The organism is Methylobacterium sp. 092160098-2, assembly GCF_028920805.1.
In the GTDB taxonomy this organism is placed as follows: Bacteria; Pseudomonadota; Alphaproteobacteria; order Rhizobiales; family Beijerinckiaceae; genus Methylobacterium; species Methylobacterium fujisawaense.
This window is the reverse complement of record NZ_JAQPZJ010000001.1, coordinates 2,647,591-2,663,786: the sequence shown is the minus strand read 5'-3', so window position 1 is coordinate 2,663,786 and position 16,196 is coordinate 2,647,591. Positions and strand designations below refer to the sequence as shown.

At 70.2% G+C, this 16,196-nt stretch carries 15 protein-coding genes; 7 read left to right on the top strand and 8 right to left on the bottom strand.

Annotated features, from left to right (window positions below):
• Positions 1 to 143 precede the first annotated feature (143 nt).
• From dnaK to PQI07_RS12540, 4 genes are all read left to right on the top strand, one after another.
• Positions 144 to 2,057 (top strand): molecular chaperone DnaK, encoded by a 1,914-nt coding sequence (gene dnaK, locus PQI07_RS12555; RefSeq protein ID WP_043357850.1) that lies wholly within the window; start codon positions 144 to 146, stop codon positions 2,055 to 2,057.
• A gap of 317 nt (positions 2,058 to 2,374) precedes the next feature.
• Positions 2,375 to 3,520, top strand: a complete 1,146-nt coding sequence (gene dnaJ / locus PQI07_RS12550; protein WP_053609119.1) for a molecular chaperone DnaJ — start codon at positions 2,375 to 2,377, stop codon at positions 3,518 to 3,520.
• Positions 3,521 to 3,659: 139 nt separating this feature from the next.
• The gene (locus tag PQI07_RS12545; protein WP_043357854.1) at positions 3,660 to 4,298 is read left to right on the top strand and encodes a class I SAM-dependent methyltransferase; all 639 of its coding nucleotides are present in this window, start codon (positions 3,660 to 3,662) and stop codon (positions 4,296 to 4,298) included.
• 109 nt (positions 4,299 to 4,407) lie between these two features.
• On the top strand, positions 4,408 to 4,728 hold the full coding sequence (locus tag PQI07_RS12540) for a hypothetical protein (RefSeq protein WP_043357856.1): 321 nt from the start codon (positions 4,408 to 4,410) through the stop codon (positions 4,726 to 4,728).
• Between the two features lie 57 nt (positions 4,729 to 4,785).
• Here the strand turns inward: PQI07_RS12540 and deoA are convergent, their stop codons facing one another.
• The 8 genes from deoA to PQI07_RS12500 all read right to left on the bottom strand — a co-directional run bounded on the left by deoA (position 4,786) and on the right by PQI07_RS12500 (position 11,453).
• Entirely contained in the window at positions 4,786 to 6,084 is a 1,299-nt protein-coding gene (gene deoA / locus PQI07_RS12535) for a thymidine phosphorylase (RefSeq protein WP_075381997.1), read from the bottom strand.
• A gap of 2 nt (positions 6,085 to 6,086) precedes the next feature.
• Positions 6,087 to 6,818 carry a deoxyribose-phosphate aldolase gene (gene deoC / locus PQI07_RS12530; protein WP_182593196.1) on the bottom strand — a complete coding sequence of 244 codons (732 nt, stop codon included), beginning with the start codon at positions 6,816 to 6,818 and terminating at the stop codon, positions 6,087 to 6,089.
• Positions 6,811 to 7,635: a purine-nucleoside phosphorylase gene (locus PQI07_RS12525; protein ID WP_274926726.1), complete on the bottom strand. Its 825-nt coding sequence runs from the start codon at positions 7,633 to 7,635 to the stop codon at positions 6,811 to 6,813. Before PQI07_RS12525 ends, deoC begins: the two co-directional genes overlap by 8 nt.
• On the bottom strand, positions 7,628 to 8,056 hold the full coding sequence (locus PQI07_RS12520) for a cytidine deaminase (RefSeq protein WP_051976160.1): 429 nt from the start codon (positions 8,054 to 8,056) through the stop codon (positions 7,628 to 7,630). The genes PQI07_RS12525 and PQI07_RS12520 overlap by 8 nt, the downstream gene beginning before the upstream one ends.
• A 100-nt stretch (positions 8,057 to 8,156) precedes the next feature.
• Positions 8,157 to 8,915, bottom strand: coding sequence for an anti-sigma factor (locus PQI07_RS12515; protein WP_043385215.1), 759 nt, complete (start codon positions 8,913 to 8,915; stop codon positions 8,157 to 8,159).
• 103 nt (positions 8,916 to 9,018) lie between these two features.
• A complete protein-coding gene (locus PQI07_RS12510; protein WP_075380871.1) occupies positions 9,019 to 9,654 on the bottom strand; it encodes a sigma-70 family RNA polymerase sigma factor in 636 nt (211 codons plus the stop codon).
• Positions 9,655 to 9,712: 58 nt separating this feature from the next.
• Positions 9,713 to 10,267 carry a glutathione peroxidase gene (locus PQI07_RS12505; protein ID WP_274926725.1) on the bottom strand — a complete coding sequence of 185 codons (555 nt, stop codon included), beginning with the start codon at positions 10,265 to 10,267 and terminating at the stop codon, positions 9,713 to 9,715.
• 61 nt (positions 10,268 to 10,328) lie between these two features.
• A complete protein-coding gene (locus PQI07_RS12500) occupies positions 10,329 to 11,453 on the bottom strand; it encodes a patatin-like phospholipase family protein (protein ID WP_179697213.1) in 1,125 nt (374 codons plus the stop codon).
• A gap of 373 nt (positions 11,454 to 11,826) precedes the next feature.
• On the opposite strand from PQI07_RS12500, the gene ispG reads away from it, so the two are divergent.
• The 3 genes from ispG (at position 11,827) to PQI07_RS37865 (ending at position 16,063) form a co-directional block, all read left to right on the top strand.
• Positions 11,827 to 13,158 (top strand): flavodoxin-dependent (E)-4-hydroxy-3-methylbut-2-enyl-diphosphate synthase, encoded by a 1,332-nt coding sequence (gene ispG, locus PQI07_RS12495; protein ID WP_043356351.1) that lies wholly within the window; start codon positions 11,827 to 11,829, stop codon positions 13,156 to 13,158.
• Positions 13,159 to 13,587: 429 nt separating this feature from the next.
• Positions 13,588 to 15,606: a potassium transporter Kup gene (locus PQI07_RS12490; protein WP_274926724.1), complete on the top strand. Its 2,019-nt coding sequence runs from the start codon at positions 13,588 to 13,590 to the stop codon at positions 15,604 to 15,606.
• Positions 15,607 to 15,619: 13 nt separating this feature from the next.
• On the top strand, positions 15,620 to 16,063 hold the full coding sequence (locus PQI07_RS37865) for a DUF6968 family protein (protein WP_446720950.1): 444 nt from the start codon (positions 15,620 to 15,622) through the stop codon (positions 16,061 to 16,063).
• Positions 16,064 to 16,196 lie beyond the last annotated feature (133 nt).

Below are 16,196 nucleotides of genomic sequence, written 5' to 3'. Positions count from 1 at the left end.
GGATTGCGCGCTGGGTTTCAGCCGTTCACGGCCCTTGATCCGGCCCGGGTCCCATACTCACATCACCTCCGTACACCGCCATGGGCCGAGCTGCTTCGGGGCTCGGCGGTCTGCTTGAACGCGACGAAAAGAGGGATCCCGCCATGGGTAAAGTTATCGGCATCGACCTGGGCACCACCAATTCCTGCGTGGCCGTGATGGATGGCACGCAGCCCAAGGTCATCGAGAATTCGGAAGGCGCGCGCACCACGCCGTCAATCGTCGCCTTCACGGATGACGGCGAGCGGCTCGTCGGCCAGCCGGCCAAGCGCCAGGCGGTCACGAACCCAGAGCGCACGTTCTTCGCCATCAAGCGGCTGATCGGCCGCACCTACGACGATCCGCTGACCCAGAAGGACAAGGGCCTCGTCCCCTACAAGATCGCCCGCGGCGACAACGGCGACGCCTGGGTCGAGGCGGACGGCAAGAAGTATTCGCCGTCGCAGATCTCCGCCTTCACGCTGCAGAAGATGAAGGAGACCGCGGAGGCCCATCTCGGCCAGCCGGTGACGCAGGCGGTCATCACCGTCCCCGCCTACTTCAACGACGCCCAGCGCCAAGCCACCAAGGATGCCGGCAAGATCGCGGGCCTTGAGGTTCTGCGCATCATCAACGAGCCGACCGCGGCGGCGCTCGCCTACGGCCTCGACAAGAAGAAGGCCGGTACGATCGCGGTCTACGACCTCGGCGGCGGCACCTTCGACGTGTCGATCCTCGAGATCGGCGACGGCGTGTTCGAGGTGAAGTCCACCAACGGCGACACCTTCCTGGGCGGCGAGGACTTCGACAACCGGATCGTCGAATACCTGACCTCCGAGTTCAAGAAGGAGCAGGGCATCGACCTGACCAAGGACAAGCTCGCCCTCCAGCGCCTCAAGGAGGCGGCAGAGAAGGCCAAGATCGAGCTGTCCTCGGCCACCCAGACCGAGATCAACCTGCCCTACATCACCGCCGACAACACCGGCCCGAAGCACCTCGCGCTGAAGCTCAGCCGGGCGAAGTTCGAGTCGCTGGTCGACGATCTGGTGCAGCGGACGATCGAGCCCTGCCGCAAGGCGCTCAAGGATGCCGGCGTCTCGGCCTCCGAGATCGACGAGGTGGTGCTGGTCGGCGGCATGATCCGCATGCCGAAGATCCAAGAGGTGGTGAAGTCCTTCTTCGGCAAGGAGCCCCACAAGGGCGTCAACCCGGATGAGGTCGTGGCCATCGGCGCCGCCGTGCAGGCCGGCGTTCTCCAGGGCGACGTCAAGGACGTGCTGCTCCTTGACGTGACCCCGCTGTCGCTGGGCATCGAGACGCTGGGCGGCGTGTTCACCCGGCTCATCGACCGCAACACCACGATCCCGACCAAGAAGTCCCAGACCTTCTCGACGGCGGAGGACAACCAGAACGCCGTCACGATCCGGGTCTTCCAGGGCGAGCGCGAGATGGCGGCCGACAACAAGCTGCTCGGCCAGTTCGACCTCGTCGGCATCCCGCCGGCGCCCCGCGGCATGCCGCAGATCGAGGTGACCTTCGACATCGACGCCAACGGCATCGTCAACGTGACGGCCAAGGACAAGGCGACCAATAAGGAGCACCAGATCCGCATCCAGGCCTCGGGCGGCCTGTCGGACGCCGACATCGACCGGATGGTGAAGGACGCCGAGGCGAATGCCGAGGCCGACAAGAAGCGCCGCGAGTTGGTCGAGGTGAAGAACCAGGGCGAGAGCCTGATCCACGCCACCGAGAAGTCGGTGACCGAGTACGGCGACAAGGTCCCGGCCGCCGACAAGGGCGCCATCGAGACCGCGATGACCGCGCTCAAGACCGCCCTCGAGGGTGAGGACGTCGAGGCGATCAAGGCCCGCACCACGGACCTGATGCAGGCCTCGATGAAGCTCGGCGAGGCCATGTACGCCGCCAATCAGGCGGCCGGCCCCGACGCCGGTGCCGAGGCGGCCTCCGAGAAGAAGGACGACGTCATCGACGCCGACTTCCAGGAGGTCGACGAGAAGGACCAGAAGAAGCGCGCCTGAGGCGCGGGTCGGAGACGACCGTGCGGGGCCGGAGCGATCCGGCCCCGCCTTTGCTTGACACGCGCTGTTGCGCAGGCGCCGCAGGACGCGGGATATCGCCCGGATCGGAGCCGCGGGCTGCCGGCCCGTGCTAGAGCGCGAATCGCGACGTGCATCGGTCCGCACATCCTGCGCAAACCCGCGTCCCGAAGCCCCGCCGCGGCGGGCGTCGGCGCGGCGGGGTCCAGGGATCACGGCGCCGTCTGGACGCCTCCTGCGAGGCGGCCGCGCCGCGCCCCGAAACAGGGCGCGGATGGATTGTCCGGAGACGGGTTGGGATGTCGAAGCGGGACTATTACGAGATCCTGGGGGTCACCAAGACCGCCACGGAAAGCGAGATGAAGGTCGCCTTCCGCAAGCTCGCGATGACCTTTCATCCCGACCGCAATCCCGGCGACAAGGACGCCGAGATCAAGTTCAAGGAGATCAACGAGGCCTATCAGTGCCTCTCCGACGGCCAGAAGCGTGCCGCCTACGACCGGTTCGGCCACGCGGCCTTCAGCCAGGGCGGGGGCGGCGGTCCCGGATTCGGCAACGAGTTCGGCGACTTCATGTCGGATATCTTCGACAATTTCTTCGGTGACGGCCGCGGCGGCGGCGGCGCGCGCGGGCGCGGCGGCACACCGGGCCGCGAGCGCGGGGCGGATCTGCGCTACAACCTCGAGATCACCCTGGAGGAGGCCTTCACCGGCAAGGCCGAGACCATCCGGATCCCGACCTCGGTGACCTGTGAGGCCTGTGACGGCTCGGGCGCCAAGCCAGGCTCGAAGCCCCGGACCTGCCCGACCTGCGCGGGCTACGGCCGCGTCCGGGCCGCCCAGGGCTTCTTCGCCATCGAGCGTACCTGTCCGAACTGCCACGGCCGCGGCGAGATCGTCGACGATCCCTGCACGTCCTGCCAAGGCGCGGGCCGCGTCAACCGCGAGCGCACTCTCTCCATCAACGTGCCCGCGGGGGTCGATGACGGCCTGCGCATCCGGCTCGCCGGCGAGGGCGAGAGCGGCCTGCGCGGCGGGCCGGCCGGCGACCTCTATGTCTTCCTGTCGATCAAGCAGCACGAATTCTTCCAGCGCGACGGGGCCGACCTGTTCTGCCGGGTGCCGATCTCGATGGTGACGGCCGCCCTCTCGGGCGAGATCACCGTGCCGGTGATCGACGGCTCGCAGACGCAGGTGCGCATCCCTGCGGGCACGCAGACCGCCAAGCAGTTCCGCATCAAGGGCAAGGGCATGCCGGTGCTCCGCTCGCGGGAGGTCGGCGATCTCTACATCCAGGTCTTCGTCGAGACCCCGCAGAACCTGACCAAGCGCCAGCGCGAGCTGCTCCAGGAGTTCGATCAGTCGGCCTCGCCGGAGAATCATCCCGAATCCGCCGGCTTCTTCTCGAAGGTCCGGGACTTCTTCGGGGGCGCGGTCCGGCCGTGAGCCGGATCCGAATCCTGGGAAGACCCGTTATGCAAGCGGCCGGCGTGGCTTGGGTCCCCTAGGCGACGCGCCGCCTTGACTGTAAGACAACGCCGTTCTTCAGCCTTTCATTCTCATTCGGCATCAAGGAATCCAGGACTTGCCGCCGCTCCGCCGTCCCAACGCGAAGGCTCCTGTCGGCAGGAGCGCGATTTTCGGGCCGCGGCGCGACCCCCTGGAGGACGAGGCCCGGTTCCTGCGTTCGTGGCTCGAGCGGCCCCTCGTCACGGGTGCGGTGACGCCGTCGGGCAAGATGCTCGCGCGCACCATGGCCGCCTATGTCGACCCGCGCCTGGAAGGACCGGTGGTCGAACTCGGCCCCGGCACCGGTCCCGTGACCGAAGCGCTGATCCGGCGCGGCGTTGCGCCGGAGCGCCTGATCCTCGTGGAATTCAATCCTGATTTCTGCCGCCTCCTGACCCACCGCTTCCCCGGTGTGCGGGTCATTCAGGGCGATGCCTACAACATGCGGGCGAGCCTTCAGGACGTGCTGACGCAGCCCGCGGCGGCCACGATCTCGAGCCTGCCGCTGTTCACCAAGCCGTTGGAGCAGCGGCTGGACCTGCTCAACACCGCCCACGACCTGATGCGGCCGGGGGCTCCGTTCGTGCAGTTCACCTACGCGGTCGTGCCGCCGATCCCGGCCCGTTGCGAAGCCGGCAGCTATACCGCCGACCGTTCCAACCGGGTGTGGCTGAACCTGCCCCCGGCCCGGGTCTGGGTCTATCGCCGACCCTGACATGAACACGGCCTGAGCGAACAGGTCACGTTTGCGTCAACTTGAAAGGCGCATACCTGAGACACGGCCGGACGCGCCAACGCGGCCGGCGTGGAACAGGAAAGCGCCGATGTTCACCAAGACTGCACGGACCCGCTTTGCAGCCGCCCTTGCCTTCGGCGGGCTGGCCTTTGCGGCCCCGGCCATGGCCGCTCCGCTGAGCCTCGACGCCGGGCTTCAGGCTGACAGCGGGGACATCCACACCGTCCAGTATGGCTACGGCTACGGTCCCCGTCACGGCGGCTGGGGCCACCATGGCTTCGGTCCGCGCCATCATCATCATGGCGGCTGGGGACGGGGACGCCATTACGGCTGGCGCAACCATGGCTTCGGCCCGCGTCACCACCATCACGGCGGCTGGGGCCATCGCCACGGCTACGGCCGCTGGTAAGCACTGACGGCGTGCGTCTCGCTCAGGCGGGGCGCGCGCCGGCCCTCACGCCGGCCCTCATGCCGCCCTCACCCGTTCGATGACGGGCGGCCGCTCCGACGGCGCGTCGCCGATCCGGTAGGCGGCGCGCAAGGCAGCCTCCGCGCGATCCGCCGAGGCCTCATCGGCGGCGTGGACGACCCCCAGCAGGCTACCGGACGCACCGGGGCCGGCGAGATCCGTGAAGCCCACACGCGGATCGATGGAGTCCCCCGGCTGCGTCCGCCCGCCACCGAGCCCGATCACCGCCAGGCCCAAAGCCCGTGTGGCGACCGCCGCAACGGTCCCTTCCTGGTGGACCGGCCGCCGCACCGGCGCCGCGGGCAGATAGGTTGCCGGCCTCTCCAGAAGATCACCGGGCCCGCCGAGAGCCGTGACCATGCGGGCGAAGCAATCGGCCGCCCGGCCCGACGCGAGCGCCTGCTCCAGTCGCTCGGCGGCGCTGTCGCGGTCCGGCGCCAGACCGCCGACGACCAGCATCTCGGCTCCCAGTGCCAGCGTGACCGCGTGGAAGCGCGGCTCGCGGCGGTCGCCTGTCAGATACGCGATCGCGTAGGCGACCTCGACGGCGTTGCCGGCCGCACTGGCCAGCGGCGCATCCATGTCGGTGATCAGCGCGGCGGTGCGCAGGCCGGCGCCCTCCGCCACCGTGACGATGCTCTCGGCCAGGGCCCGCGCCTCCGGCAGCGTCGCCATGAAGGCCCCGCCCCCCTGCTTGACGTCCATCACCAGCCCGTCGAGCCCGGCGGCGAGCTTCTTCGACAGGATCGAGGCGGTGATCAGGTCGAGGGACTCGACCGTGCCGGTCACGTCGCGGATCGCGTAGAGGCGCCGGTCGGCCGGGGCGAGGTCGGCGGTCTGGCCGATGATCGCGCAGCCGACGTCCCGGACGACCCTGCGGAACGCGTCCAATCCGGGCGTCGCGTCATAGCCCGGAATACTGCCGAGCTTGTCCAGCGTCCCGCCTGTATGGCCGAGGCCGCGCCCCGAGATCATCGGCACGTAGCCGCCGCAGGCCGCGACCATCGGCGCCAGCGGCAGGCTCACCGCGTCGCCGACGCCGCCGGTCGAGTGCTTGTCGAGGACCGGCCCCGGGAGATCCCAGGCGAGGACGCGGCCCGACTCGGCCATCGCGCGGGTCAGGGCCACCCGCTCCGGAAGGGAAAGCCCGCGGAAGAACACCGCCATGGCGAAAGCCGCCGCCTGCCCCTCCCCCACCGTGCCGTCGGTGAGGCCACGGACGAAGGCGTCGATCGCCTCCGGGTCGAGGGGAAGGCCGTCGCGCTTGGCCCGGATCGTCTCCTGAGGCAGCCGCACGTTCACGACTCCCGGGCCTGGATCAAGGCCGCGAACAGGCTGCTCGCCCCGAGCCGGAAGGTCTTGGGATTCACCCAGGCGGGACCCATGAGGCGGTCGGCAAGAGCCAGGTAGGTGGCTGCGTCGGCAATGCTGCGCAGGCCGCCGGAGACCTTGAGGCCGGCGGGCCGGCCGCTCGCCCGGATCTCATCCAGCATCGCCTCGGCAGCCTCCGGCGTCGCCGAGACCGCGCTCTTGCCCGTGGAGGTCTTCAGGAAGTCGGCGCCCGCCTCCAGGGCGATCCGGCTGGCCTCCCGGATCCGATCGGGATCGGCGAGCTCGCCCGTCTCCAGGATCACCTTGAGGATCGCGGATCCGCAGGTGTCGCGCACCGCCTCCACCATGTCGCGGGCGATCGCCGCCTCGCCCCGCAACAGGGCGCGGTAGGGCAGGACGAGGTCGATCTCGTCCGCCCCGTCGCGCAGGGCCTCGGCGGTGTCGTCGGTGGCGCGGGCGCAATCCTCGCCACCGTCTGGGAAGTTGATCACCGTGGCGATCCGGATGCCGGTGCCCGCGAGCGCCCGCGCGCCCTGCTCGATGAAGCGCGGCCAGACGCAGATCGCCGCGACGCCGCCGCGCTTCGCGTCCCGGCAGAGGGCGTCGATCCTGGGTTCGGTGCAGGTCTCGCCGAGATCGGTGAGGTCGAGGAGCGGCAGGGCCCGGCGGGCGACCGCGCCGGCTTCGGACTCAGTCATCGGCGGTCTCTCCATCGGGCAGATGGGCCACGAAGGCCCGGATCAGGCGGCCGAGATCCTCCGCGGCCCGCGCCGCCACCGCCTTCGTCTCCGCGTGGTGCGGCGCGCCCCCGGCGATCCCGGCCGCGAGGTTCGTCACCACCGAGACCGCCGCCACCGGCAGGTCGAGGAATCGGGCGAGGATCACCTCGGGCACCGTGGACATGCCCACGAGGTCGGCCCCCAGGATGCCGGCCATCCGGACCTCCGCGGGCGTCTCGAAGCTCGGGCCGGAGAACCACGCGTAGATCCCCTCCCCGAGGGGCAGGCCGCAGGCCGCCGCCGCCGCGCGCAGCCGCGTCCGCAGATCCGGATCGTAGGCCGCGGTCATCGGCACGAACCGGGCGTCGCTGGCCTCGCCGATCAGCGGGTTCAGGCCGGACAGGTTGATGTGGTCGGCGAGCAGCACGAGGCTGCCCGGCCCCGTCCCAGGCCGCAGCGATCCGGAGGCGTTGGTGAGCAGCAGACGCCGGGCGCCGAGGTGCCGGGCGCAAGCGAGGGGCACCCGCATCACCGCCGGATCGCCGCGCTCGTAGGCGTGGGCCCGCCCCTCGAAGATCAGGACCGGCCGCCCCGCGAGGCGACCGCGGTGCAGCCGGCCGCCGTGACCGCTGACGCCCGGCCCCGGAAAACCGGGAATCGCCGCGTAGTCGAGGACGATGGCATCCGTGAGGGCGGCGGCGATGCCGCCGAGGCCGGTGCCGGTGACCACCGCGCAGGCGTAGGGTCCTGCGAAACCGGCGTCGCGCAGGGCGTCGCAGGCAGCCGCCTCACTCACCCAGCGTCTCCGGGCCGAAGGATTCCGGCAGCAGCTCCGCCAAGGTGAAGCTGCGGGCGACGCCGCCCGGTCCGGCGGCATGAATCGGCGTGTCCGGTCCGGCGAACTCGCGGATCCGCTGGCGGCAGGCACCGCAGGGCGTCACCAGGCCGACGCCGTCGCCGCAGACCAGGATCGCCGCGATGCGCCGGCCTCCGGCCGCCACCATGGCGGCGATCGCTCCGGCCTCCGCGCAGGTCCCGACCGGGTAGGCGGCGTTCTCCACGTTGCAGCCGGCATGAATGACGCCGCGCTCGTCGCGGAGCGCCGCACCGACCGGGAAGCGGGAATAGGGCGCATGCGCCCGGTCACGCACCGTCCGGGCGGCCTCGAACAGGGCGGCGAGCCCGTCATCGTCCCGTGCTGAATCCGCGGCCTGCATGGCCGATCTTTGGCACCCGCCGGGGCGCCCTGTCGAGGGGGCCTGTCGAGGGGGCCGGGGCGGGGTCAGCGCCCTCCGGCCGGGTGCCGCCGGGACGCCGTCAGCGGATCGCCGCGCCGAGGAGGCGCGCCGCCTGCCGGAGATCCGTGTCGTCCCGCGGGCCGCTCAGGGCGTAGGCCGTGTCGCCGGCATTCCACGACACGACGTCGCCGTCATCCGAGCCGGTGAGTGTCGTCGGACCGCCGCGGATGCCACGGGTTGCGAACAGCGACGCCTCGCCGAACCGACCGGCCTCCAGGGCGACCTCGATCCCGGTGCCGTGCCGGGCGGGGAAGACCTGGATGTCGCGGACGCGCCAGCCATCCGGCAGGGCCGGGAGATCGATACCCGTCGCCGAGCGCAGGCGCGGCCGGTCGTAGACCGGATCGTCGGCTTGGCCGCCCATGCTCTTGCGCAGCTGCGCAACGACCCGGGCCTGGCGCGCATCCGCGATCAGGGCCGGGTCCGGCGTCGCCGCCTGGGTGTCGGGAACGCCGAAGCGGCCGATCTCGTCATGGGCGAGCCAGCCCGCCCCCACGAGCACCGCGATGGCCGCGGCCCGCTTCAGGCGCGAGGCGACCCGGCGCCAGCGCAAATTCCGGTCGAAGCGACGCGCCAGAACGACGTTCCGGTCCGGCCCGGGCCCGGGAACGCGCTCGAAACAGGCCCGCAGGGCGTCGCGATCGTGCATCTCGGCCATCACCCGGGCCGCGGCCTCGGGGTTGGCCGCGAGATGGGCCTCGACGTCGAGACGGCGCATCGGGTCGATCTGCCCGTCGACGAAGGCGATGAGATCGTCGTCTGTGATCGGATCGATCATCGTGAAAGTCCTCGAATCCAGCGTGCCCGGAGGCGATCCGCCGGTCGCAATCGTTCAATCGGCACCGGCGCCCGCGGGCGCCGGACCTGTGTCGGCGCGGTCCTCAGCTCTCGCCGACGGCGCGTCGGAGGTGCCAGTGGGACCCGCTTTTCGGCTCGTCGGACACGACGAGCCGGAGGGTTGAGGGTGGCCCGCGACGCGTCTCGGGTGCCCGGGACGGCTCCCCTTCGCCGGAGGCCCGGTCGGCCCGCGTCCCCTCTTCGAAGGCCCGCAGGGCCGCCCGGCCGCGGCCGAGACGGGACATCAATGTGCCGATCGGAATGCCCAGCACGGCGGCCGCATCGGCGTAGGCCATGCCTTCCAGCGTGACGAGATGGAGCGCGGCGCGCTGCTCCTCCGGCAGCTTGAGGAACGCCTGCCGAATCTGGGCGAGGCGCACCTGGCCCTCCTGGGCCGGCGGGGCCATGTCCTCGGTCATCCGCACCAGCGTGTCGGCGTGACGGGCCTCGACCTGCCGGCGGCGCTGCTCGTCGATGAAGGCGTTGTGCAGCACCGTCATCATCCAGGTGCGCAGATTGGTGTTGGGCCGGAGCGTGCCCTGCATTTCCAGCGCCCGCACCAGGGTATCGTGCACGAGATCGTCGGCCCGCAGCGCGTCGCGGGTCAGCGAACGCGCGTAGCGCCGCAGGGGCACCATCAGGTCGAGGAGGTCCGGGCGCGTGTTCTTGTCCGATGCCATGGGATGTGAACGCGAGGCAGCGGCCTTTTAATCCCGCCTGTCGGCCGGGTCTCGGATGTCAGGCCTGATCGAGGGCTGCCGCGATGCCCGAGATCACCCGCGGATCCGTCGGCTCGACCTGCGTGGCGAAGGCCGCCGCCAGGGTGCCGTCCCGGGCGATCAAGTACTTGTGAAAATTCCAGCGCGGCGTCTCGGCCGGGCGCTCGGCCGCTGCCCAGCGGTAGAACGGGTGGGCGCCCGGCATCTTCACCCGGGTCTTGGCGGTGAGCGGAAAGGTGACGCCGTGATTCTTCCGGGCGGCCTCCGCGATGGCCGGGCCGTCCAGCGGCTCCTGATTGCCGAAATCCGGCGAGGGCACGCCCAGGACCGTGAGCCCCCGGTCGCCGAACCGCGTCCAGAGCGTCTGGAGCCCGGAGAGTTGCCCGGCATAGCCGCAGGCCGTGGCGGTGTTGACCACCAGGATCGGCTTTCCCGCATAGGCCGAGAGCGGCATCGGCGCGCCCTCGGGCGTCTCGAAGGCGAAGTCCTTGGCCCGCATGGCCTCGGCGGCGCGGGCGGTGCCGGCAAGGCCGGCACCGATCAGGATGAGAGCCTCGCGGCGCAGCAGCGTCATGGCAGGTCTCCGGCTCGGACGTCCCGCGGCCGCAACGGGCCAGGTCGGACGGGGGATCACCTCATTGATATGCCTGCTGCAGGTCGACCGTACAGTCTCGGCCCACTGCGTCATAATTCTCCGCGAGCCAGGCTTGCGCGGCGGCGCGGCCCTTGTCGCGCAGGCGCTTGAAGACGGTCCAGCGGGCGTCGAGCTTGGAGGCGGCGTTGTAGTCCTCCAAAGCGTCGGTCCCGTCGATGCGGTGCACCAGGACCCGGCGATACTGGCCCTGGCCGAGAACGCCTTCCTCGATCAGCCCGTCGAGGAAGTCGATCGCCCGCAATTCCCGCATCAGGTTGGCGTTGAAGGTGATCTCGTTCAGCCGGTCGCGGATCTCGGCCTCCGTGCGCGGGGTCTCCCGCCGCTCCACGGGGTTGATCTGCACGAGCACGATGTCGCGGGTCTGGGCGCCGCGATGCAGGGGGTAGAGCGGCGGATTGCCGAGATAGCCGCCGTCCCAATAAGGCACGCCATCGATCTCCACCGCCTGGAAGACGGTGGGCAGGCAGGCCGAAGCCATCAGGTGATCGACGGTCAGCCGCTCACGCTCGAAGACCGCGAGCTTGCCCGTCCACACATTGGTGGCCGAGACGAACAGGCCCGCCGTGTCGGCCTCGCGCAGGCGGTCGAAATCGACCTGCTCGGCCAGCGCCTTGCGCAGCGGGTTGATGTTGAGCGGGTTCGACACGTAGGGGCTCGGCGCCAGCATCTTGGCCCAGAACTCGGCCACCGGATTGCCCTTCCACAGGCTGAACAGGCCGCTGACGAAGTTGCGCTGGGCCGGGCCCAGGTCGCCGTCGAGGCTGACCTCGCGCCAGAACCGCTCCAGACCCTCGCGGGCTCCGTCCGGGCCGCCCTTGAGCCAGCCATCCACGAGGACGACGGCATTCATCGCTCCCGCGCTCGCCCCCGTGACCGCCTCGAAGCCCAGACGCCCATCTTCGATCAGCGCATCGAGGACGCCCCAGGTGAAGGCGCCGTGCGCACCGCCGCCCTGCAGCGCCAGGGCCACCGGCTTCTCCGCCTTGGGCCCGGCCAGCACGTGGCCCGACCCCTGGGCGGACTGCGCCTCGATCACGTCCGAGACGGGTGACTCGGGGACGGCGGTGGCCGGATTGTGCGGCTCGCCGCCGGATTGCTCGCTCATGTCGGCCTCCTGGTCCGGCCGCTTAGATGGGATGCTGCATTGCAGCATCAACCGTCGGCCGTGCCTGCGGCCCGCGGCCCGCGCCCCCGCCGACCCGAGCGAATCGGCAACAGAGGCGGACGAAATCCCGATGGCGCCGAAGGCAAACGCCGCGCGGACGTGCAGCAAACTCGACATCCGCGCCCGGATACGACATGACAGCCGCGATGCTGTCATGCGCGATGCTGTCCTGCGTGGCGCCGGCTTGACGCGGCGCCGGGTCGTCCGCAGCTAACCCGCGACAGCCCCGAAGTTCCGGCGAAGCGTGTCCCGGGACAGACCCGGCAGCCCTCAGGCTCCGGCGTCCCGTGAGGCGCGCCCGCGAAGGTCCACGATGGAAGTCATGGAAGCCACCCGTTCCGAAAGCCCTGCCGCCGACAACCCGCTGGCCGGTGGCGGCCCGGAAATCGCCGGCCCCGCGCCGCGCCACCGCACCGTCGGCGTGACGGTCGGCGAGGGCGAAGGCGCGGTCACGGTCGGCGGCGGCGCGCCGATCGTCGTCCAGTCGATGACCAACACCGACACGGCCGACATCGACGCCACGGTGGCGCAGGTCGCCCAGCTCGCCCGGGTCGGCTCGGAGCTGGTGCGCATCACGGTCGACCGGGACGAGGCGGCGGCGGCGGTGCCGAAGATCCGCGAGCGCCTCGACCGGATCGGCGTCCACGTCCCGCTGGTGGGCGACTTCCACTACATCGGCCACAAGCTGCTCGCCGACCACCCGGCCTGCGCCGAGGCGCTCGCCAAGTACCGGATCAATCCCGGGAACGTCGGCTTCAAGGACAAGAAGGACACCCAGTTCTCGGCGATCATCGAGCAGGCGATCAAGCACAACAAGACCGTGCGGATCGGCGCCAACTGGGGCTCGCTCGACGGCGAGCTGCTCACCCACCTGATGGACGAGAACGCCAAGGCGCCGCGGCCGATCGATGCCCGCGCGGTGATGCGCGAGGCGATGGTCCGCTCGGCGATCAGCTCAGCCGACCGCGCCGTGGAACTCGGCCTGCCGCAGAACAAGATCATCCTCTCGGCCAAGGTCTCGGCCGTGCAGGACCTGATCGCCGTCTACCGCGAGGTGGCGCGCCGTTCGGATTACGCGATCCATCTCGGCCTCACCGAGGCCGGCATGGGCTCGAAGGGTCTCGTGGCCGCCTCCGCCGCCATCGGCGTGCTCCTCCAGGAGGGCATCGGCGACACGATCCGCTACTCGCTCACCCCAGAGCCCGGCGGCGACCGGACCGTCGAGGTCAAGGCCAGCCAGGAACTCCTGCAGACGATGGGGTTCCGCACCTTCGTGCCGATGGTGGCGGCCTGCCCGGGCTGCGGTCGCACGACCTCGACCACCTTCCAGGAACTCGCCCGGGACATCCAGAACTGGATCGTCACCTCCATGCCGGAGTGGAAGAAGTCCTATCCGGGCGTCGAGGGGCTGAACGTCGCCGTGATGGGCTGCATCGTGAACGGCCCGGGCGAATCGAAGCATGCCGATATCGGCATCTCGCTGCCCGGCACCGGCGAGACCCCGACCGCGCCGGTCTTCATCGACGGCAAGAAGGCCATGACCCTGCGCGGCCCGACGCTGGCCAAGGATTTCGAGACGATCGTGATCGACTACATCCAGCGCCGATTCGGTCAGCAGGGCGGGACGCGCACCGCCGCCGAGTGAGGCGCGGTGCGGGGGTAAACACCCCCGGCCCGCTCCCGTCGCGGCTCGGTGAAGTCTGTCCTCGCCCGAGAGGACACCTCCCGCCGCACCGGCATTCCGGGGCTCCATGGGCGGGCCCGGAAACAAGAACCCGCGTCGGTTCAGGCGCTTGATCCGGAGGCGCATCGGGCCGGCGCGCGAGCGTGTCGCGCCTCCGGCGCATCGCATTCGGACCTGAATCGCACCGAGACCCAGCTCCGCGATCTTCGCAGAGGCACACGGTTTCCGGCCGCACGAGGGCATGATAGCAAGGCCACACGATCCCGCGAGCGGTCGGCCCGGTGGCCGGCCCGCACGGTTCGGCGGAGTGTTCGCGTGTTCTGCCCGGCCCCGACTGGCCCCTGAGCCGAACCGCGAAGCGCCGGCCACGCCCGAGCTTCCGACATCCCCATGAGCCACAACTTCGCACCCGGCGTAGCAGCCCAGCCCGCGCCCGCAGCGCCCGACGCCGCGCGGGAGGCCGCCGCGGCGTCTGACGAGACGGCCGGCCAGACGCCCATGCACGGGCCGGCGACCTCCGGCACCCTCGATGCCCCCGAGAAGGCGGAGACGCGCCACGGCCATGCCGGCTTCTGGACGCTCCTCGTCGGCTCCGTCGGCGTCGTCTACGGGGATATCGGCACCAGCCCGCTCTACGCCTTCCGCGAGGCGCTGGTCCCCGCCCGCACCGACGGCATCCTGCTGCCCGAGGAGGTGATCGGCACCGTCTCGCTGATCCTCTGGGCGCTGTTCATGATCGTGACCGTGAAATACGTCGCGATCCTGCTGCGCATGGACAACAACGGCGAGGGCGGCATCCTCTCGCTGATGGCGCTCGCCCGGAAGGCGCTGGGCGGCTCGCGCATCGTGTTCATGCTGGGATTGATGGGCGCCTCGCTGTTCTACGGCGACGCGGTGATCACCCCGGCGATCTCGGTGCTCTCGGCGGTGGAGGGCCTGAAGCTCGTCACCCCCGCCCTCGACGATTACGTGCTGCCGATCACCGTGGTGATCATCGTCGCGCTGTTCCTCGTGCAGAACCGCGGGACCGGCAAGGTCGCGGCCTTCTTCGGGCCGGTGACCATCGTGTGGTTCCTCGCCATGGCGCTGGCGGCACTGCCGCATATCGGCCTGCACCCGGAGGTGTTCCGCGCCGTCAATCCCTGGCACGCCGTGAACTACCTGCTCGGCCATGGCACCGGGGCGCTGGTGGCCTTGGGCGCGGTGTTCCTGGCGGTGACCGGGGCCGAGGCGCTGTTTGCCGATCTCGGCCATTTCGGCCGCAAGCCGATCCAGCTGGCCTGGATCGGCCTCGTCTTCCCGGCGCTCGCCCTCAACTATCTCGGGCAGGCGGCCCTGGTGCTGGAGAAGCCCGACACCGCCGACCCGTTCTTCCAGCTGGTGCCGGCCTGGGGCCTGCTGCCGATGGTGATCCTCGCCACGATCGCCACCGTGGTGGCGAGCCAGGCGGTGATCACCGGCGCCTTCTCGTTATCCCGGCAGGCGATCCAGCTCGGCCTGCTGCCGCGACTGGAGATCCGCCATACCTCCGAGTCGCATGCCGGGCAGATCTACCTGCCGCAGATCAACGGGCTGCTGATGGTGGGCGTCGTCCTGCTGGCGGTGCTGTTCAAGACCTCCTCGTCGCTGGCCTCGGCCTACGGCATCGCGGTGACCGGTACGATGCTGCTCACCGCCTCGCTGACCTTCCTGGTGATGTGGCGCATGTGGAAATGGTCGCCGGTGGCGGCGGCCGCCGTGATGCTGCCCTTCATCGTCCTGGAGTTCCTGTTCCTGCTGTCAAACCTGATCAAGGTGGTGGAAGGAGGCTACGTGCCGCTGCTGCTCGCCGGCGGCCTCATCATCCTGATGTGGACCTGGGTGCGGGGCGTCACGATCCTGTTCAACAAGACCCGCAAGACCGACGTGCCGCTCGTGGAACTGGTCGGCATGCTGGAGAAGAGCCCGCCCCACCACGTGCGCGGCACCGCGGTGTTCCTGACGAGCGATCCCGAGATCGCCCCGGCCGCGCTCCTGCACAACCTCAAGCACAACAAGGTGCTGCACGAGAAGAACGTGATCCTCACCGTCGAGACGGTGGACACGCCCCGCTCCAACGAGGCCGACAAGGTGCGGATCGAGCCGGTTGGCCCGCATTTCTACCAGGTCGTGATGAAGTTCGGCTACATGGAGACGCCGAACATCCCGAAGACGCTGGTGCTGCTGCGCCGCCAGGGCTTCAAGTTCGACATCATGGCGACGTCGTTCTTCCTGTCGCGCCGCTCGATCCGGCCGGCGGCGCATTCGGGCATGCCGCTCTGGCAGGACCGGATCTTCATCACCCTCGCCAAGAACGCGAACGACGCCACGGACTTCTTCCAGATCCCCACCGGGCGGGTCGTGGAGGTCGGCACGCAGGTCACGGTGTGAGGACCACGCCGCCATGGTCATCGGCACGCGCGTCCTGACGATCCGTGGGCCGGTGGCGGACATTCCCGGCGCGGGTCCGGCTCGAGCGCCGGAAGACACGGACGGGCACGGGATCTGCCGCTTCACGATCGGTCGGCCCGAAGAGCCGTGCGAGAGTCTCGGGGCCGGCATCGATGCGCTGCGGGCCGTCCACTTAGCGATGCAGAGGACCGGCATCGACCTCAAGGTCAGCGCGGCCCACGAGACCGGCACCCGGGTGGGGAAAAGCCCGGGTATGGGCCGGCCCTCCTATTCCGTAGAACGGCCAAGTGCGTCCGATCGGCGCGGACAAGGTCTCGAGGAGCGAGGGCCCTGCGCTCCCTGTGCGAGCGGAGCGAAGCCACCCGGCACGCCACGCGCACCGGGTGCGCGCGGTCGTGGATCACGTCGTGCCCCGCGTGAGGCATGCTGCCTATGATCGCATGCCCTGACGATGTGCGCCGCCGCACGCGGCATGTCCTGAGCGCAACCACTCGCGGATGACCGGCCCCGTCCCTGCGTTGCGCCCGGCCCGAGGCCTGATTTAGAATACTTATTATTCTGAGCTTGAG